This is a genomic window from Acinetobacter sp. WCHAc060033 (assembly GCF_004209125.1).
GTDB lineage: Bacteria > Pseudomonadota > Gammaproteobacteria > Pseudomonadales > Moraxellaceae > Acinetobacter > Acinetobacter wuhouensis.
Genome location: NZ_SGSW01000003.1, coordinates 47982 through 65855, shown reverse-complemented (window position 1 = coordinate 65855; position 17874 = coordinate 47982). Strand labels below are relative to the sequence as shown.

The following is a 17874-nucleotide window of genomic DNA, read 5'->3' as shown; positions in this document are numbered from 1 at the left end:
TTGAACATTGCATTTTTAAATCCATAAAATACTTAAAAATCTAACTCAACATTTGATTTAATTTTTGAATATGCTCAAAACCCTCAGGGTAAAGCTCAATATTACGAATACTATGATTTTGTCGATTACATATCCCAACCTGTTTATCTTTATAAAACTCTTGATTCATCTTTAAACCATTGACTATACAGCCTGCTATATATTCTTCATGCCCTTGAAAAGCAATAATATATTGCAATCGCTTTGAAATCTGAATTTTAATCTCCGAAATCTGTTGTTGCTCAACACCTAACATAGGTAATAATAACAAGAAATTTTGATCATCCAATTTAAAACCTAAAAACTCATCTAGCGTAAAAAACCAAGCTTCAAAGTGTCCGCTTAAATTACCAATATACAAATCATTGAAATAATAATTAATGTGATCCTGAGCAAACTCAATATCCACTTGAATATTTGAACCTGCTGAAAACCGGTAATTTCGAAATGTGTCACTATCACTCGGTAAAAAAGATTGATACCACATTTCAAATGCTTGGTTACTCAAATCTAGACCTATAACATCCTGAAGTACTTCATCTAAATTCAGTTCCTTGACCTCATCAAAACCACGAAATAAAAATATAAACCAATGCCAAAAGTGCGTATTGGAAAAAGTAAGTTCTTGATTGAGTACTTCGTGATTTTGATTCATGCAATTTTCAACAATATATCAATGATTCACTGAATCATAGCGGAATACATTCAAATCATCATATTCAATTTGCGGTGTCGTTCCAGAAATAATATCGGATAATAATTTTGCCGAACCGCAGGACATTGTCCAACCAAGCGTACCATGCCCAGTATTGGTGAATAAATTTTTAAATTTTGTTTTACCGACTATTGGTGTTCCATCAGGCGTTGCAGGTCTTAAACCTGTCCAGAAATGTGCATCTGAAATATCACTGGCTTTTGGAAAAAGTTGCTGTAATACCATCAACAAAGTATCTTCACGACTGGCTTTTAGGGAACGATCAAAACCATTAATTTCTGCCATACCACCCACACGGATACGATCATCAAAACGTGTCAGTGCAATCTTATAAGACTCATCTAAAATCGTCGATACGGGTGATAATGTTGGATCTAAAATCTTCGTGGTGATCGAATATCCTTTGAGTGGATAGACAGGTGCATCTATATCCAATTGCTTGAGCATCTCATGGCTATAGCTGCCAAGTGCCATCACATAGGCATCTCCTTTTACTCGAGTTCCATCACTGAGTAAGATTCCTGTAATATGATCTGCATCCTTTTCAATTTTTTCTATACTGGAATTAAACAAGAATTGAACACCTTGTTCAGCCGCGAGTTCAGCCAATTCTGTCGTGAATTTTTGACAATCTCCCGTTTGGTCATTCGGTAAACGTAAGCCACCAACAAAATCAACCGTCGCATGTGCTAACGCAGGTTCAGCATGAATAACACCTGCTTTGTCTAATAATTCAAATGGCACACCTTCATGTTTTAAAACTTCAGTATCTTTACCCGCAACATCCAACTGTTCTTGTTTACGGAATAATTGTAAAGTTCCTAACTGGCGTTCATCAAAATGAATCCCTGTTTCAGCACGCAAATCATCTAGACAATCACGACTATATTCTGAAATTCGCACCATGCGTTCTTTATTGATTTGATAGCGATTGATATTACATTCTGCGAGCATGCGCACCATCCACTGGTATTGGTACATATCGCCTGTCAGTTTAATTGCCAATGGTGAATGGGGCTGAAACATCCATTTAAATGCTTTGAGTGGAATGCCAGGCGCAGCCCAAGGTGATGCATAGCCAGGGGAAATTTGTCCAGCATTGGCAAAACTGGTTTCTAAAGCAACATTCGGCTGTCGATCAATCACCGTCACATCATGCCCTGCTTGTTTTAGATAATAAGCGGAGGTTGTACCGATAACGCCTGCACCAAGTATAATAATATGCATACAGAACTGAACCTTATATAAAAAATTAAATTTTTAATAAAAATCTATAATAAAAAGTTATACTTCTAGAAAAATATATTGATCAATTCTCAATGTAGCATTTCATATAAATTACGCAATATAGTTTTAATCATGCTTAAGTATTAGAATAATTAGAGCTGTTCTTTTTATTTTCTATCTTATTCAAATAAAAAGGGTATTTTATAAATACCCTATTATTAATTTACAATTTTAAATATTTAGATCATTTATTTTAACGATGTGTGTGAATCGACATCACAATCCCAAAGCTGGCCAATAAAGCGATCACTGCTGTTCCGCCATAACTCATTAATGGCAATGGATCACCTGTCACTGGTAAAATTCCACTCACCATACCTGAGTTAACGAAAACATAAAAGAACACCGACAAACCTATCGTACCTGCCAATAATCGCCCATAGTTATGGAAGCAGTTTAGGCTGATCATCATGCATCTAAAAATAATCGCAGTATAAAGCGCGAATAAAAAGAACACGCCCATGAAGCCAAATTCTTCGGCATAGGTCGACATGATGAAATCGGTATGATGTTCAGGCAAATAACCCAATTGTGACTGCGTACCCTCTAAGAAGCCCCGCCCAGACAAGCCACCTGAACCAATGGCAATCTTCGATTGGATAATGTTCCATCCCGCACCCAAAGCATCAGACTCTGGATCGAATAATGTTAAAATACGTTTCTTTTGGTAGGCTTGCAGTACAAATGTCCAAATAATCGGGAATGCACATGCTAACGCTGCCAATGTACCACCGATATACCACCAAGACATACCACTCAAGAACAATGCAAATACACCACCAATCACAATACCAATCGCTAAATCGGGCTGTAATAATGCCAAAACGAATGGCACCATCATAATGATCAGTGCAACAACGATATGACGAAATTTCGGTGGTAAAGGCATCCGTGAAAAATACCATGCCATCATCAGTGGCATAGCAAATTTCATAAATTCACTGGGTTGCATACTGCCAATGCCTGGAATAGTCAACCAGCGTTTTGCGCCTAAGCGCACATCACCGATCAGCAATACAAGTATGAGCAATAGTATGGCAAACAAATAGAACCAAGGACTGATGGCTTGATATACTTTGGGTGGTACTTGCGCACATAAAAAAAGCACAACGAAACCAACAGCGAAGCTGACACCTTGGCGAATCACCATCGACATATCTTCAGAAGATGCGCTATAGACCATCAATAGCCCTAAGACCATATTAATAATCAATAAACCGAGCAACCACGGATCGAGATGTAATCTATCCCATCTGGACGCGTTTTGGTTGAAACTTAAACCATCTCGAACTGATTGGCGTAAAAACTTATATTGTGGCGATGGCGTCATATAAAAATCTTAAATTAAGCTTTATTTTTACGTGATTATAAAGATAAATGCTGAGTGAGAAAATCTCTCATTTTAGAATTTTAAACTATTTCTCTAGGATTACTGCTGTGATTGTAAAATGAGTCGTGCCAATTCCAAATCATCTGGATAGGTGATTTTAATATTATCTGAACGTCCCATGACTACTTGTACCGCTTCACCAATATGTTCTAAGGCACTGGCTTCATCTGTAATGACAACATCATTCTCTAAAGCTGTTTCTATCGCTTTTTTAAGTGTTGCAAATGTTGAAATTTGTGGGGTCTGCGCTTGCCACAACTGTTCACGACTCACTGTTTTGTGAATGTCTTTTTGATTTTCAACAAATTTCAAAGTATCACGTACAGGGATCGCTAAAATTGCACTACAGTTTTGTTCAATTGCTGTTTGGATGAGATCTTCAAGGCATTCTTTTGTTACGCATGGTCGTGCGGCATCATGTACAAATACAAGATCATCTGCTTGAGCGAATTGCTCTAAGTAATTCAATGCATTTAAAACAGAGTTAACACGTTCTGCACCACCAAGGCAAAAATGACAAATTTGCTTATTTTTAATTGGCAATGTTTGTGCGTATTCATCTTGCTCACCGATTGCTAACACATAACCAGTGAGTGGTAAATCATTTAAACGTTCTATCGTATGTTCTAAGACAGTTTGGTCTTGGATGATTTGATATTGTTTGAGTTCAGTTTTTGAAAAACGACTTCCAGTACCTGCAGCAGGAATAATTGCCCAAATTTTACGGTTCTTCTGGTGCTGGTTCACTGTCTTCATTTGTTCCTGAATTGTTTAAACTTGGATCTGTAATAATCGGTTTGTAATGGGTACTGATGGTACTCATTTGCACAAAAGTTTCGTGTGGTTTTACTAAACCTAAATCAAGTCGTGCATGTTCTTCGATGGCTTCCGCGCCATTTTTTAAGTCATACACTTCGGCAGCTAGGATTCGATTGCGTTCTTTTAGGTCGGCATTGACTTCGGCTTGCTGTTCGATTTGCTGTACGAGTGCTTGATGCGGAAAATGCCCTCCCGCACCGAACCAAAAGCGGTATTGAAGTACCGCTACGATGACGATCGCGAGTACGGCAATCACTTTACTTGAAGTGGTTTTAAAGACGTCTAACATGTATTTTTGTCTTATGTCACAGCGTTAAATTAAGGTGCTAATATACATCAAATATTTTGCATGGTGAACGCTTTACTGTGGTAAATATGCAAATGGTGAATAATCTTAATTATTACATCTACAGTTTCGGACACAATTTCAAGATGAAATTACTGATCACGATTATCAAATAGTTATTCAAATAAAATTCTCTATATCAGCGCTGCGCCATTCAAAATTTAAAACACGATCTGTAACAGTTGAACATATTGAATGGTTGCTGACATTGTACAAAATTAAGTACAATAACGTGTACTCAATTTAAAAGGTGCTGTTATGAAAGTTGTTACATATTCGGATCTTCGTAAAAACTTAGCAACTGTACTTGATGGTGTCATTGATGATCATTCCCCTGTACTAGTGACTCGGCAAAATAATCAAACAGCCGTCTTGATCAGCTTAGAAGATTTTAATGCCTATGAAGAAACAGCCCATTTGCTAAAAAGCCCTGCGAATGCAAAAAGATTGCGTGATTCAATTGCACAAATTGAAGCAGGTAAAACAATAAACCATGAGCTGATTGAAGAATGATTTTAAGTTGGAGCAATGAAGCTTGGGAGGATTACCTTTATTGGCAATCTACAGATAAACAAACACTCAAAAGAATCAATACATTGATAAAAGATATCAAACGATCCCCATTTGATGGAGTTGGCAAACCAGAACCTCTCAAACATGATCTCAGTGGTTATTGGTCAAGACGCATTGATAAAGAAAATCGCATCGTTTATAAAGTCACAACAGAATCAATTATTATTGTGATGTGCCGTTATCATTATGATTAATTCCAAACATTCTTCCAATTTCTGCACGCTTTATACATAAAAAACCACTCTTTTAGAGTGGTTTTTTCAATCTAAATCAATCAATAACGATTAATTCAAACCTTTAAATTCAGCTTTACCACGGTAAACTGCATTGGTTAATTCTTCAATACGAAGCAATTGGTTATATTTAGCAATACGGTCAGAACGTGAAAGTGAACCCGTTTTGATTTGACCAGCAGCAGTACCAACAGCAAGATCTGCAATTGTAGAATCTTCTGTTTCACCAGAACGGTGAGAAATGACAGTGCTATAACCATTTGCTTTCGCAAGGTAAATTGCATCTAAAGTTTCAGACAAAGTACCGATTTGGTTATATTTGATTAAGATCGAGTTACCGATTTTCTCATCAATACCACGTTGTAAAATCTTAGGATTTGTAACGAACAAGTCATCACCAACCAATTGAATTTTATCACCAAGGATAGAAGTCAAGTAAGCCCAACCTTCCCAGTCAGACTCATCCAAACCATCTTCAATTGAGATAATTGGATATTGGTTTACAAGACCAGCTAAATAGTCAGCAAATTGATTGCTTGTGAATGCTTTATTGCCTTCACCTGCAAGTACATATTGACCATTTTTGTAAAATTCTGAAGATGCACAGTCAAGAGCAAGCATGATGTCAGAACCTGCTTTATAGCCAGTTTGACCAATTGCTTCAAGAATCGCAGTAATCGCTTCTTCGTTAGTACGAAGGTTAGGTGCAAAACCACCTTCATCACCCACTGCTGTATTTAAACCTTGTTTTTTAAGTACAGATTTTAAAGAATGGAAAATTTCTGCACCCGCACGTAAAGCTTCAGAGAATGAAGTAAAACCTACAGGTTCAATCATAAACTCTTGAATATCTACAGTATTATCTGCATGCGAACCACCATTGATGATGTTCATCATTGGTACAGGCATAGATAAAGTCGTTTGACCACGTAAGTCAGCGATATATTGGAACAATTCAGTTTTCTTTTCAGCAGATGCAGCGCGAGCAGCAGCCAGCGATACCGCCAAAGTTGCGTTAGCACCTAATTTTTCTTTATTTTCAGTGCCATCAAGCGCGATCATTTTGTCATCAAGCGCTTTTTGTTCAAATACGTTTTGACCTTTTAGTAAGTCTTTGATTTGACCATTTACGTTTTGAACTGCAGTGCGAACACCTTTACCCAAGTAACGTGATTTGTCACCGTCACGAAGTTCCAAAGCTTCACGAGAACCAGTTGAAGCACCAGATGGTGCACATGCACGGCCAACAACGCCAGAGTCCAGGATTACGTCTGCTTCGATGGTAGGGTTACCACGAGAGTCCAAAATTTCACGTGCACGAATGTCAACGATTTGACTCATGAACAATTCCTCAGTTGATTAATAAAATGATGCGCCATATCTCAGGCGCATCTAATTGTAAAAATTAGTGTGTATCCAGCTTTTTGAAACCTTTCACCAAGGTATCCAATTCTTTCAGCTGTGCTAAGAATGGCTCTAACTGAGACATACGTAATGCACAAGGTCCATCGCATTTGGCTTGTTCAGGATCTGGATGTGCTTCCAGGAACAAACCTGCAAGACCTGTCGCCATACCTGCGCGCGCAAGTGTGGTGATTTGCGCACGGCGTCCGCCCGCAGAATCAGCACGTCCACCTGGTGTTTGAAGCGCATGTGTCACATCAAAGAACACCGGCACGTTCATTTCTTTCATGGTATCAAAACCAAGCATATCAACGATTAAGTTATTATAGCCAAATGCTGAACCACGCTCACACAGAATCAATTTGTCATTTCCTGCTTCCAAACATTTGTTCAGAATATGACGCATTTCATGCGGTGCAAGGAATTGTGCTTTTTTGATGTTAATTATGGCTTGTGTTTTTGCCATTGCTTCAACAAGATCAGTCTGACGACTTAAAAAAGCTGGAAGCTGAATAATATCTGCAACTTCAGCAACAGGTACTGCTTGGTAAGGTTCGTGGACATCGGTAATGATCGGCACATTAAAATGTTTTTTAATGTCACCTAACCATTCAATGCCCTTTTCCAAACCAGGACCACGGAACGAATGTAAGCTCGAACGATTGGCTTTATCAAAACTCGCTTTAAAGACATAAGGAATCTCTAAGCGTTTGCAAATATCTACATAAGTTTCTGCAATTTCAAAAGCTAAGTCTTTCGATTCAAGTACGTTCATTCCGCCGAATAATACAAATGGCAAGTGGTTTGCCATTTGTATATCGCCTAAACGTACAATTTCTTGTGGTTTTAATTGTGACATTTAAACTTCCTAGTCGTGTCCTTAAACTTATTTGCTATTTTGGTGCTGTTTTTTCGCAGCATCAATAAAGCCAGCAAATAATGGATGTCCATCACGTGGTGAGCTGGTAAATTCTGGGTGGAATTGTACAGCAATAAACCAAGGATGTTCAGGAATTTCTACTGTTTCAACAAGATGTTGTACAGATGAGTAACCTGAAATTTTCATACCTGCTTCTTCAATTGCAGGAATGAAACGATCATTCATTTCATAACGATGGCGATGACGCTCTGTGATTTCAGCTTTACCATAGACTTCACGTGTTTTTGTGCCTTCAACCAATTCTGATTTTTGAGCACCTAAACGCATTGTTCCACCAAGATTTGACTCAGTGCTACGATGTTGAATTTCACCACGCTCATCTAACCATTCAGTGATTAAACCAATCAATGGGAATTTAGTCGAACGGTTAAATTCAGTTGAAGTCGCTTCTGGCATATTTGCAACATGACGTGCAAATTCAATCACAGCCAATTGCATACCTAAACAAATACCTAAGAATGGTACTTTGTTTTCACGTGCAAATTGAATCGCTTGCATTTTACCTTCAGTACCACGTTCACCAAAACCACCTGGTACAAGGATCGCATCAGCATCTTTCAATACTTCTGCTGGATTTTGGCTTTCAAGTTCTTCTGCATTGACATAATCAATTTGAACTTTTACACGATTTTGAATACCCGCATGTAAAAGTGCTTCATTTACAGATTTATAAGCATCTGGAAGTTCAACATATTTACCGACCATCGCAACACGGATTGTGTATTCAGGGTTCAATAATGCTTCTACAACATGATCCCAATCTGAAAGATCAGCTTCAGGAAGATCGTTATAACCAAAACGCTCACAGATTAAATCGTCAACATTTTGCTCATAGAATGTACGTGGAATTTGGTAGATTGAGCGTGCATCTTTACAGACCACAACCGCACGTGCTTCTACGTTAGTGAATAACGCGATTTTACGTGTTGTGTCAGCATCGACATCATGTTCAGTACGACAAATTAAGATGTCTGGCTGAATACCAATTGACAATAATTCTTTAACAGAATGTTGTGTTGGTTTAGTTTTTAATTCTGCAGCAGACTTGATATATGGCAATAATGTTAAATGCATCAACATGGTACGTTTATGACCAAGTTCAACCATTAACTGACGTACTGACTCCATGAATGGGAGAGATTCAATGTCACCAACTGTACCACCGATTTCAACGATAGCCACGTCATAGCCTTCGCCTGCGCGAAGAACACGTTCTTTAATATTATCCGTAATATGTGGAATAACTTGGACAGTACCACCAAGGTAATCACCACGACGTTCTTTATTTAAAACATCTTGGTAAACACGACCTGAAGTAAAGTTATTCAATTTGGTCATTTTAGCACGACGTAAGAAACGTTCGTAATAACCCAAATCTAAGTCAGTTTCAGCACCATCTTCAGTGACAAATACTTCACCGTGCTGAAATGGGCTCATAGTCCCAGGATCGACATTAATGTATGGATCCATTTTGACCATGGTTACTTTTAAACCACGGGCTTCTAAAAGTGCAGCAACTGAAGCAGCTGAAATACCTTTACCTAGTGATGATACAACACCACCAGTGACGAATATAAAATGGGTCATTAAGTTTCTCGTACAATGGAGCCTAAATTGGCCTACAATGTTGTGCGATTTTACTTTACCTTGTACCTAGAAAGCAAAGTCAATTCACATCAATTCATAGAACAATAAACAATTGGCTATTCTATCAGCATTTCCAATAAAAATTTAGCACTTGATTAGGTGATTTTTAAATATCATTTTGCTGTTATACTAGGTAACATCTCTCTAATATGTTTTGTTTTGAGTAATTATGAATAAGAAATTTTTAATTTGTGGCGCAATTGCGACAGCACTCCTTGTTTCCGCTTGTGTAAAAAAAGAAGAGCCTAAAGAAACTGAGCAAGAAAATGTTGAGAATACTCAATCTGCTTCTGAAGCTTCTGAATTCCAAAGTCTTCCAAGTGTTGAGCAAAATACAGCTCAGGAAACCCAACAAGAAGAAATTCCAGCACATGTAGAAGTAAGTCGTACTGAAACAGCGAATACTACAACTGAAATTCGTACAACTACGCATGAAGCACATGCGACGACTCAAAATACTCAGCCTGAACAAGCTCAACCGAAACCAGAACCTAAGCCGGCTAAAGCTGAGTCAGTAAAAACTGAAACTGCTCAAACTGCGCCTAAACCACAACCTGCTCCAAAAGCAAGTTCTGGTACAGCGCAAACTGAAGATGATGCTGTTGCTGCTGCAATTGCCGCTGCGACACCTGCGCTTAAAAACTAATTTTAGTTTTAGCAATAAAAAAACCAGTCATTTCGACTGGTTTTTTATTTGAGTTTTAAATGAGAACCGCCTTTTAAGATCTGAACTCACATTAAAAGCCATGCTCAAAAACAAATTAGAACTGCTTTAAAAAATCTGCCATCAAACGCGATGCCCAAGATTTCGTATTTAAGCCCTCATAAAAACCGCAATGACTGCCCTTTTTCGTGGTAACAACAGCAACATTTTCCATACTTTGAATGGTCTGCTTAAATGGCTCTAAATTTTTAATCGAACAGACTGGGTCATCTTCAGCATTTAAAATCATGAGTGGAATTTTCACATTTTCAAATACATAGATTGGGTTAATGGCTTGAGAATAACTTTGATAGTCAGCATAACCTGCCATTTCATAGTATTCATTTTGAAATTCTTGCAAAGTCTTGGTTTGTAGAACCTTTTGCACTGAACCAATTTGACGCCATGTCTGTTCATAAGGCTCGATGAATGACTGAAATAATTTTTTAGTCATAATTTTGGTATAAAAAGGATGAACATTTTCAAAACCTAACTCTGTGTCATAACCTGGACACATTGCAAACGCGGCTTTAAACGGCGTATCTTCACCCTGTTCACCCAAATAGCGTACCAATAAGCCTGTCCCTGCCGATGAACCGACCGCATAAAGTTCAGATTGTGGAAATTGCTCTTGAATAAAAACCAATTGCTCTTTTAGATCAGACGTTGAACCGAAGATCGACATTTGTGGCACTGGCATTGGTAAACCTGCATGCCCACGGCGTAAACACAGTGCGATCCGCCAACCCGTATATTCATGCAAATCTTTGACCAATTCACGCATACTCGCAGGCGTTCCTGTAATGGTATGCATGATGACAACAGTTGGAGTATCTTTAGGCAAATCATAGCCATACCATGAAATCGCGGTAATTCCACCATCTTGCATGCTCAGTTGATCGAGTCGATCATATTCCAACTTGATGGTTTTTTTCTTAATGATATCAAAATACAGCAAATGTGCATGGGTATTACTCAGCCAAGGTGTTGGACGATATTTATCATGCAACTGTGGCAACTGTTCGAGCACCTCAGCCATTTGCCCGTCTGGCTTATAATACAATTTCGGCAGTTCTGCCCCTGTGACTTGATCTAGAACAGTTTGCGTCAGTTGAGTCGCTCTATTAAGCGTAGCATTGAATATAGACATTTTGATTCCCGTTGGCTGACCATTTTAAAATGCCTATGCGTTCAGCATGATTTTAAAAAGATCAATTACCGAATAGATTCAGAATGTACGAATACATTCTGAATTTCAAACAATTTAAGTGACAAACGATTTAAGTGGAAAATATTTAAGTCACAAGTTAAGTACGAAAATATTTCATTAATGCCTGAAATATTATGTAGGCTGATATTTAGCAAATCGTTCGGCCATTTGCACAGCCAACGCCTCTAAACCTTGTTTTGGACGAATCATCACTTCAAATTCAACAATTTGACCTTGTTCATTGAAGCGAATCATATCAATACCTTTGAGTTGCTTTTCAGATACAATCGCTGAAAACTCAAGCACCACGCTTTGCTCATCTTCAGTAAAAAATTCACGGTGATACGTAAAGTTTTCAAATACCTGAATGACATTGGTCAAAATGAAGTAAACCACCTGTTTCCCTTCATAAGGCTTAAATGCCACAGGTGAGCGAAACACTACATCATCAGCAAGTAATTCACTGAGAATGCTCATGTCACGTGTTTTGATCATTTCGTGCCATTTTTGAACAGCAGGTTTGGTATTTGTGTAGTTCATTTTAATGTCCTTATATAAAACTCATTTAAACATTAATCCCTCCCAACCTCCCTTTAAAAAGGGAGGAGCTTCACGAATTTTATAACGGTAATAAAAACGAAGCTTTTCCCCTCTTTTTTCTTGCGCCATATATGGCTCAGGGTTAGGGGAGATTCTATTAAAAAATTAAATCACCATCGCCAATTCAGCACCCTGACGAATAGCACGTTTCGCATCCAACTCACCTGCTTCTTTCGCACCACCAATCAGATGCACAGATTTACCATCCGCCTGAAGCTGATCAAACATCGCTGTGAATGACTCTTGCCCTGCACAAATCACCACATTATCCACATCTAAAATCATGGTTTTTTCACCCACGGTGATATGTAAACCTTGATCGTCAATCTTGTCGTAGCTTGCACCCGGAATCATATTGACATGACGATGTTTTAAACCTGTACGGTGAATCCAACCTGTGGTTTTACCCAGACCTGCACCCACAGAATTTGTTTTGCGTTGCAGTAAATAAATTTCACGTGGTGACTGTTCAACTTCAGGTGCTTTCAGACCGCCAACATGCTCATAAGTGGTATCAATACCCCATTCATCATAGAATTTCTGAGGATTTAGACTGCCACTTTCGCCTTCATGTGATAAATATTCAGCCGTATCAAAACCAATACCACCCGCGCCAATGATCGCAACTTTTTTACCGACTGGCTTACGGTCACGTAACACTTCGATATAGGACAATACTTTTGGATGATCAATGCCTTCGATATTTAAATGGCGTGGTGTTACACCTGTTGCAACCACGATGTCATCAAAGTTTTCGGCACTGAGCTCTTCATACGTTGCTGTGTGATTCAGTAGCAATTTAATGTTCGGTTGCAGTTCAATTTTACGTTTGAAATAACGTAAAGTTTCATAAAACTCTTCTTTGCCCGGAATGGTTTTGGCAATATTGAACTGACCACCAATTTGATTAGATGCTTCAAAAATCGTAACTTTATGACCACGATCTGCTGCATAAGTTGCAAAACTTAATCCCGCAGGTCCTGCACCAATCACTGCAATATTTTTCACATTGGCAGAATCTTTAAAGATTAATTCAGTTTCATAACATGCACGTGGATTCACTAAACAAGTGGCGATTTTCATAGAGAAAATATGATCTAGGCACGCCTGATTACAGCCGATACAGGTATTAATTTCATCTGCACGACCTTGTTCAGCTTTTGCGACAAAGTGCGAATCTGCAAGCATTGGACGTGCCATCGAGATCATATCCGCATCGCCCTGAGCGAGAACATGTTCAGCCATTTCAGGGGTATTGATACGGTTTGAGGTAATTAAAGGCACATTGACCGAACCTTTTAACTTCTTCGTCACCCATGTAAATGCTGCACGAGGAACTTTGGTGGCAATCGTCGGAATACGTGCTTCATGCCAGCCGATACCTGTATTGATAATCGTTGCGCCTGCTTTTTCGATTTCTTTGGCAAGTTGAATCACTTCTTCAAGGGTTGAACCACCCTCAACCAAATCAAGCATTGATAAACGATAGATAATGATGAAGTTCTCACCGACTTCTTCACGGGTACGGCGCACAATTTCAATCGGGAAACGAATACGGTTTTCGTAGCTACCGCCCCACTCATCATCACGATGGTTGGTACGTGCTGCGATAAATTCATTAATCAGATAGCCTTCTGAACCCATGATTTCCACGCCATCATAGCCTGCAATCTGCGACATTTTTGCGCAATTGGCAAAGTCAGCAATAGTTTGATTCACTTCCGCAGACGTTAACGCATGTGGTTTAGTTGGGTTAATCGGTGCTTGAATCGCTGATGGCGCAACATTTTCATGCTGATAAGAATAACGCCCTGTATGTAGAATCTGTAATGCGATTTTTCCACCTGCATCATGCACGGCTTGGGTAATGACTTTATGTTTTTCTGCTTCTTCTACAGTATCGAGTTTAGAACCGCCAAAGAATGTCACCCCATGATCATTCGGTGAAATACCACCTGTCACAATTAAACCTACACCGCCTGCTGCACGTTCTGCATAGAAAGCAGCCATACGGTCATAACCACCATCGACTTCTTCAAGCCCTACATGCATAGAACCCATTAACACTCTGTTTTTTAATGTTGTAAAGCCTAAATCTAAAGGCGCAAGTAAATGCGGATAATTAGACATGAATACTCCTTGGCTGCTTTCGCTGGCTTGTGATATTTGCAATTTTTTAATTTAGTGCAACTTGTTGCAAAAATTTATGTTTTATTTATAAGCGAGAATTGATTTTTATGCAACATGTTGCATAATGACTCGACAGCTATTTTTCTGAGATTTGTAACAAAATGTCCTTAGCCCATGTACTCCTCACCAGTTTGATCGAAAAACCAAGCACAGGTATCGATTTGGGGCGGCGTTTTGACCGATCAATGGGGTTCTTTTGGAATGCAACACATCAGCAAATCTATAGAGAACTCAATGGCATGTTACAAAAAGGTTGGATTTCTACCATTGAGGAAGAATCTGAAAATAGTCGCAAAAAAACCTATCAAGTTGAACAACTTGGGCGTACTGAACTGGCAGATTGGATGGTCAAACAAAGCCCACCTGCGCAACTGCGTGAAGAACTCATGGTACGGTTACGTGCCGAAGCACAATTTGGTGGAAATACCGTTTTACCTGAACTCGAACGTCATTTAGAATTACATCAAGAAAAATTGAAAGTCTATCAATCAATCTTCGCAAAAGATTTCCAACACGAAGATGACACTGACAGAACATTATTTATTCATAAAATGATTTTACAATTGGGTATTAACCTTGAGATGGGTTGGATTGATTGGCTTGAAACCATCATCCCTCAATTGAAGAAATTTTCGCAAAATTAAAATATAGGTACAACTATGCCGTTTTATACAATGCCTGATGGTGAAAAATTATTTGTTCGTGAAATTGGTCAAGGCGAACCTGTAATGGTGCTCTCTGGCTTAGGTATGCATAGTTGGCAGTGGCTGCCTTTTTTATTGCCAAATATTAAGCAGTATAAATTTTATATTCCTGATTGGCGTGGATTTGGTGGCTCAAAAGCCTGTGAAATTCCACAAGATATTGCTGCAATTCCCAACCATTGGCGTGACCTAGATTGTCTAATTCAACATTTAGATTTAGATAATTTTATCTTGATGGGCTATTCCATGGGCGCATCTACGGCAATGCACGGTATGCAATATGGCGACCTACAAAGCAAATTAAAAGCCTATTTGCATATCGATCAAACACCAAAGATTCCAAGTGACTTAAACTGGGAGTTTGGTTTATTTGGCAAAAAATATTTTAAAATAAAACGCTTACTTAAAGATTTTTCTGAATTTTTACATCAATACTCAAACTATCGTTTTGTTGATGAATTACCACTTGAACCACGTACTGAGCTTATTCAAATTTGGCTGAATTTCATTAAAATTCAAGGCAGTAATAAACTTAGCCCAATCATGTTTAATTTGGCACTCAAACATCCTACGCTTCAACGTCATTTGTTGCCGATACGTCGGATGGATTATCTAACATGGTATATCGATAACTACCTGAATCATAATGAAGATTATCGCCAATCAATTTCAACACTTGCCTGCCCAACCACCTTCTTTATTGGACAATTGTCTACACTTTATCCAATCGAAGGCCAGCTCAGAGTGTCAAACTCTCTCAGTAATTCACAAAATATTATTTTTAAAAAATCAGGACATACGCCACTGATTACTGAACCCGTAAAATTCAGTCGTGAAATTTCAGCATTTTTAAAGAAAGTGAGTTGAATCCATGTAAATTTAGGGTGGGATAAGACATATTATTCCATCTTAAATTTTTTTATTTTTTTGATAAATCATTCAATAACCCAGAACTAAAAAACAATATTGACCGATTTTTTATAAATAAAATAACTAAAAAAAATCTGTAAAGTTACTCTAAATTCTCACATCATGTAAATAAACACAATATAAGTAATGCGTCATTTTTTGGCAAACTTGTATTTAGCTGTGTGTTTTTTGTACCGAATAAAAATAGATCCATCTTTTAATCCTAGAATAAAAAATAGTTTGTGAAAATCATGTTCTATTTTCAAAACAAAAAATTCAACGTCATAATAAGGATATTGTATGAGTGAAACACACACCTATCACCCACATGAAAAACGCGATCGTGTTATGGCGATTGTGGGTGCTGCTTCGGGTAACTTAGTCGAATGGTTTGACTTTTATATTTACGCTGCTTTTGCCACCTATTTTACCCATGCGCTTACCGCACCTGATATGAATGACTCAACCAAAGCCATTTACGTTTGGGGTGTATTCGCCGCAAGTTTCTTCATGCGTCCAATCGGCAGTTGGCTATTTGGTTGGATTGGTGATACTTATGGTCGTAAAAAATCCATGATCATTTCGATCACCCTCATGGCAATTAGTTCTTTTTTATTCGCAGCACTTCCTACTTATGAAGACGTTGGGATGCTAGCTCCCTTTTTACTGCTCGCAGTACGATTGCTTCAAGGGCTTTCTGTCGGTGGTGAGTACGGTACCGTTGCCACCTATATGAGTGAAGTTGCACTTAAAGGGCAACGTGGTTTCTATTCATCATTTCAATATGTAACACTATCTGGCGGACAACTTTTAGCAAGTTTACTTGGCGTCATCATGCTCGCACTGATGTCCAAAGAGGAATTAATGAATGGTGGATGGCGTATTCCTTTCATTATTGGTGGTGTTGTTGCAATTCTTTCATTCTTTGCCCGTCGTCATTTAAAAGAAACGCTAAAAGAGGATGAAGGGAAAAAAGAGGGGTCAGGTAGCTTAACTGAGCTATTTAAGCATAATTGGAAAACCTTCCTATTGGTTGTTGGTTATACTTCTGCGGGTTCACTGTGTTTTTATATTATTACTGTATATTCAAAAACATATATCACCAGTCTCGGTTTTGCTGATAAAACTGTCGGCTATATGATGACCATTGCACTGTTTGTATTTATGTGTGCTCAACCACTATTTGGAATGCTTTCTGATCGAATTGGTCGGCGCGCCTCCATGATTTTGTTTAGTGTGAGTTGTGCAATCTTTATCTATCCTGTGATGGTGATTGCAATGCCTTATTTCCATAATTCAGCAGTGATCGTTACGTTGTTACTGATCTTCCTCATGTTTATGCTGAGTTTCTACACTTCAATCAGTGGACTTGTTAAAGCTGAAATGTTCCCTGCGCATATTCGCGCCCTCGGTGTTGGCTTCGCCTATGCCGTAGGTAATGCAATATTTGGTGGTTCTGCACCTGCAGTTGCACTTAAGCTCAAAGATATGGGACATGAAAATAGCTTCTTTCTTTATGTGATTGTGATGCTGATCATTTGTTTGATTTGTAGTTTACAGTTGCCAAAACAACCTGAATATTTACACCATGACCATTAAGTACATTGATCTAGAAATTATTGAGTAAAGTCCGTATATGTTAAAGAAAAGATCTGTTTTACAGATCTTTTCTTATTTTAATCATTCGATTAATTTATGATAAGACAACTAAAACATGCATCCCACGACATTTAGAGGAAATATGAAAAAAATAATATTGAGTCTTATGATTTTATCGATAAGTGCATTCTCAAATGCAAAATCTCAAACTTATACCATTTTAAATGGTGGCGGTGTTGATGATCTTGGATTGATCCTTAAAGATAGTAAAAATAAAGAAGTTCACGCCTACTGTGATCAGAAATGTGGTGATTGGTTTGATCCTGATGAAGAGTCAGGTGGTGAGCACATTAAGAAAAAAATTATTGGGAAAAAAGTTCAAGCTGAAATAAAAGTTGAAAACAACAGAGATCGCATAGTTGGTCCTGGAGCAAATGAAAGACTAAGTTTCATTAAAAACATCAAATTGATAAAATAATTTTTCAATTCATTCAAGTTAGAATTTATAAATACACCTTATAGATCAATAAGGTGTATTGAGTCCAAATGACTTAATAATTCTCGGA

The 17874-nt window shown here is 38.1% G+C and carries 18 protein-coding genes; 7 read left to right on the top strand and 11 right to left on the bottom strand.

The window, feature by feature from the left end:
- Positions 1-40: 40 nt before the first annotated feature.
- The 5 genes from EXE10_RS01860 to ftsB form a co-directional block, all read right to left on the bottom strand.
- The gene (locus tag EXE10_RS01860) at positions 41-694 is read right to left on the bottom strand and encodes an Imm19 family immunity protein (RefSeq protein ID WP_130112166.1); all 654 of its coding nucleotides are present in this window, start codon (positions 692-694) and stop codon (positions 41-43) included.
- An 18-nt stretch (positions 695-712) separates the two neighbouring features.
- Positions 713-1981, bottom strand: coding sequence for a D-amino acid dehydrogenase (locus EXE10_RS01855; RefSeq protein ID WP_130112165.1), 1269 nt, complete (start codon positions 1979-1981; stop codon positions 713-715).
- A gap of 253 nt (positions 1982-2234) precedes the next feature.
- Positions 2235-3371 carry a rod shape-determining protein RodA gene (gene rodA, locus EXE10_RS01850; RefSeq protein ID WP_130112164.1) on the bottom strand — a complete coding sequence of 379 codons (1137 nt, stop codon included), beginning with the start codon at positions 3369-3371 and terminating at the stop codon, positions 2235-2237.
- Positions 3372-3470: 99 nt separating this feature from the next.
- Positions 3471-4187 carry a 2-C-methyl-D-erythritol 4-phosphate cytidylyltransferase gene (ispD, locus tag EXE10_RS01845; protein ID WP_130112163.1) on the bottom strand — a complete coding sequence of 239 codons (717 nt, stop codon included), beginning with the start codon at positions 4185-4187 and terminating at the stop codon, positions 3471-3473.
- Positions 4153-4539, bottom strand: coding sequence for a cell division protein FtsB (gene ftsB, locus EXE10_RS01840; RefSeq protein WP_068974288.1), 387 nt, complete (start codon positions 4537-4539; stop codon positions 4153-4155). Before ftsB ends, ispD begins: the two co-directional genes overlap by 35 nt.
- A 315-nt stretch (positions 4540-4854) precedes the next feature.
- On the opposite strand from ftsB, the gene EXE10_RS01835 reads away from it, so the two are divergent.
- The gene (locus tag EXE10_RS01835; RefSeq protein WP_087551866.1) at positions 4855-5109 is read left to right on the top strand and encodes a type II toxin-antitoxin system Phd/YefM family antitoxin; all 255 of its coding nucleotides are present in this window, start codon (positions 4855-4857) and stop codon (positions 5107-5109) included.
- Positions 5106-5363, top strand: coding sequence for a Txe/YoeB family addiction module toxin (locus EXE10_RS01830; RefSeq protein WP_068974290.1), 258 nt, complete (start codon positions 5106-5108; stop codon positions 5361-5363). The genes EXE10_RS01835 and EXE10_RS01830 overlap by 4 nt, the downstream gene beginning before the upstream one ends.
- Before the next feature lie 90 nt (positions 5364-5453).
- Here EXE10_RS01830 and eno read toward each other — a convergent pair whose 3' ends face one another.
- The 3 genes from eno to EXE10_RS01815 all read right to left on the bottom strand — a co-directional run bounded on the left by eno (position 5454) and on the right by EXE10_RS01815 (position 9333).
- The gene (gene eno, locus EXE10_RS01825) at positions 5454-6743 is read right to left on the bottom strand and encodes a phosphopyruvate hydratase (RefSeq protein ID WP_130112162.1); all 1290 of its coding nucleotides are present in this window, start codon (positions 6741-6743) and stop codon (positions 5454-5456) included.
- Positions 6744-6807: 64 nt separating this feature from the next.
- Positions 6808-7665, bottom strand: coding sequence for a 3-deoxy-8-phosphooctulonate synthase (gene kdsA, locus EXE10_RS01820; protein ID WP_130112161.1), 858 nt, complete (start codon positions 7663-7665; stop codon positions 6808-6810).
- A 27-nt stretch (positions 7666-7692) separates the two neighbouring features.
- Complete coding sequence (locus EXE10_RS01815) at positions 7693-9333, bottom strand: CTP synthase (RefSeq protein WP_130112160.1); 1641 nt, start codon at positions 9331-9333, stop codon at positions 7693-7695.
- 229 nt (positions 9334-9562) lie between these two features.
- On the opposite strand from EXE10_RS01815, the gene EXE10_RS01810 reads away from it, so the two are divergent.
- Positions 9563-10039 (top strand): internalin, encoded by a 477-nt coding sequence (locus tag EXE10_RS01810; RefSeq protein ID WP_130112159.1) that lies wholly within the window; start codon positions 9563-9565, stop codon positions 10037-10039.
- A 115-nt stretch (positions 10040-10154) separates the two neighbouring features.
- Here the strand turns inward: EXE10_RS01810 and EXE10_RS01805 are convergent, their stop codons facing one another.
- From EXE10_RS01805 to EXE10_RS01795, 3 genes are all read right to left on the bottom strand, one after another.
- On the bottom strand, positions 10155-11246 hold the full coding sequence (locus EXE10_RS01805) for a YheT family hydrolase (protein WP_130112158.1): 1092 nt from the start codon (positions 11244-11246) through the stop codon (positions 10155-10157).
- Between the two features lie 192 nt (positions 11247-11438).
- Positions 11439-11846: a nuclear transport factor 2 family protein gene (locus tag EXE10_RS01800; protein ID WP_130112157.1), complete on the bottom strand. Its 408-nt coding sequence runs from the start codon at positions 11844-11846 to the stop codon at positions 11439-11441.
- 165 nt (positions 11847-12011) lie between these two features.
- Entirely contained in the window at positions 12012-14036 is a 2025-nt protein-coding gene (locus EXE10_RS01795) for an NADPH-dependent 2,4-dienoyl-CoA reductase (RefSeq protein WP_130112156.1), read from the bottom strand.
- A gap of 161 nt (positions 14037-14197) precedes the next feature.
- Here EXE10_RS01795 and EXE10_RS01790 point away from each other — a divergent pair, with 161 nt between their 5' ends.
- From EXE10_RS01790 to EXE10_RS01775, 4 genes are all read left to right on the top strand, one after another.
- Positions 14198-14740 (top strand): PadR family transcriptional regulator, encoded by a 543-nt coding sequence (locus EXE10_RS01790; protein WP_068974298.1) that lies wholly within the window; start codon positions 14198-14200, stop codon positions 14738-14740.
- Between the two features lie 15 nt (positions 14741-14755).
- Positions 14756-15667, top strand: coding sequence for an alpha/beta fold hydrolase (locus EXE10_RS01785; protein ID WP_068974299.1), 912 nt, complete (start codon positions 14756-14758; stop codon positions 15665-15667).
- Positions 15668-16009: 342 nt separating this feature from the next.
- Positions 16010-17308, top strand: coding sequence for an MFS transporter (locus EXE10_RS01780; RefSeq protein WP_130112155.1), 1299 nt, complete (start codon positions 16010-16012; stop codon positions 17306-17308).
- Positions 17309-17450: 142 nt separating this feature from the next.
- Positions 17451-17786, top strand: coding sequence for a hypothetical protein (locus EXE10_RS01775; protein ID WP_130112154.1), 336 nt, complete (start codon positions 17451-17453; stop codon positions 17784-17786).
- Positions 17787-17874 lie beyond the last annotated feature (88 nt).

Bases quoted from the DNA above. Each gene is read 5' to 3' on its own strand.
- EXE10_RS01860 (WP_130112166.1), bottom strand. From the start codon at position 694: ATGAATCAAAATCACGAAGTACTCAATCAAGAACTTACTTTTTCCAAT.
- EXE10_RS01855 (WP_130112165.1), bottom strand. From the start codon at position 1,981: ATGCATATTATTATACTTGGTGCAGGCGTTATCGGTACAACCTCCGCT.
- rodA (WP_130112164.1), bottom strand. From the start codon at position 3,371: ATGACGCCATCGCCACAATATAAGTTTTTACGCCAATCAGTTCGAGAT.
- ispD (WP_130112163.1), bottom strand. From the start codon at position 4,187: ATGAAGACAGTGAACCAGCACCAGAAGAACCGTAAAATTTGGGCAATT.
- ftsB (WP_068974288.1), bottom strand. From the start codon at position 4,539: ATGTTAGACGTCTTTAAAACCACTTCAAGTAAAGTGATTGCCGTACTC.
- EXE10_RS01835 (WP_087551866.1), top strand. From the start codon at position 4,855: ATGAAAGTTGTTACATATTCGGATCTTCGTAAAAACTTAGCAACTGTA.
- EXE10_RS01830 (WP_068974290.1), top strand. From the start codon at position 5,106: ATGATTTTAAGTTGGAGCAATGAAGCTTGGGAGGATTACCTTTATTGG.
- eno (WP_130112162.1), bottom strand. From the start codon at position 6,743: ATGAGTCAAATCGTTGACATTCGTGCACGTGAAATTTTGGACTCTCGT.
- kdsA (WP_130112161.1), bottom strand. From the start codon at position 7,665: ATGTCACAATTAAAACCACAAGAAATTGTACGTTTAGGCGATATACAA.
- EXE10_RS01815 (WP_130112160.1), bottom strand. From the start codon at position 9,333: ATGACCCATTTTATATTCGTCACTGGTGGTGTTGTATCATCACTAGGT.
- EXE10_RS01810 (WP_130112159.1), top strand. From the start codon at position 9,563: ATGAATAAGAAATTTTTAATTTGTGGCGCAATTGCGACAGCACTCCTT.
- EXE10_RS01805 (WP_130112158.1), bottom strand. From the start codon at position 11,246: ATGTCTATATTCAATGCTACGCTTAATAGAGCGACTCAACTGACGCAA.
- EXE10_RS01800 (WP_130112157.1), bottom strand. From the start codon at position 11,846: ATGAACTACACAAATACCAAACCTGCTGTTCAAAAATGGCACGAAATG.
- EXE10_RS01795 (WP_130112156.1), bottom strand. From the start codon at position 14,036: ATGTCTAATTATCCGCATTTACTTGCGCCTTTAGATTTAGGCTTTACA.
- EXE10_RS01790 (WP_068974298.1), top strand. From the start codon at position 14,198: ATGTCCTTAGCCCATGTACTCCTCACCAGTTTGATCGAAAAACCAAGC.
- EXE10_RS01785 (WP_068974299.1), top strand. From the start codon at position 14,756: ATGCCGTTTTATACAATGCCTGATGGTGAAAAATTATTTGTTCGTGAA.
- EXE10_RS01780 (WP_130112155.1), top strand. From the start codon at position 16,010: ATGAGTGAAACACACACCTATCACCCACATGAAAAACGCGATCGTGTT.
- EXE10_RS01775 (WP_130112154.1), top strand. From the start codon at position 17,451: ATGAAAAAAATAATATTGAGTCTTATGATTTTATCGATAAGTGCATTC.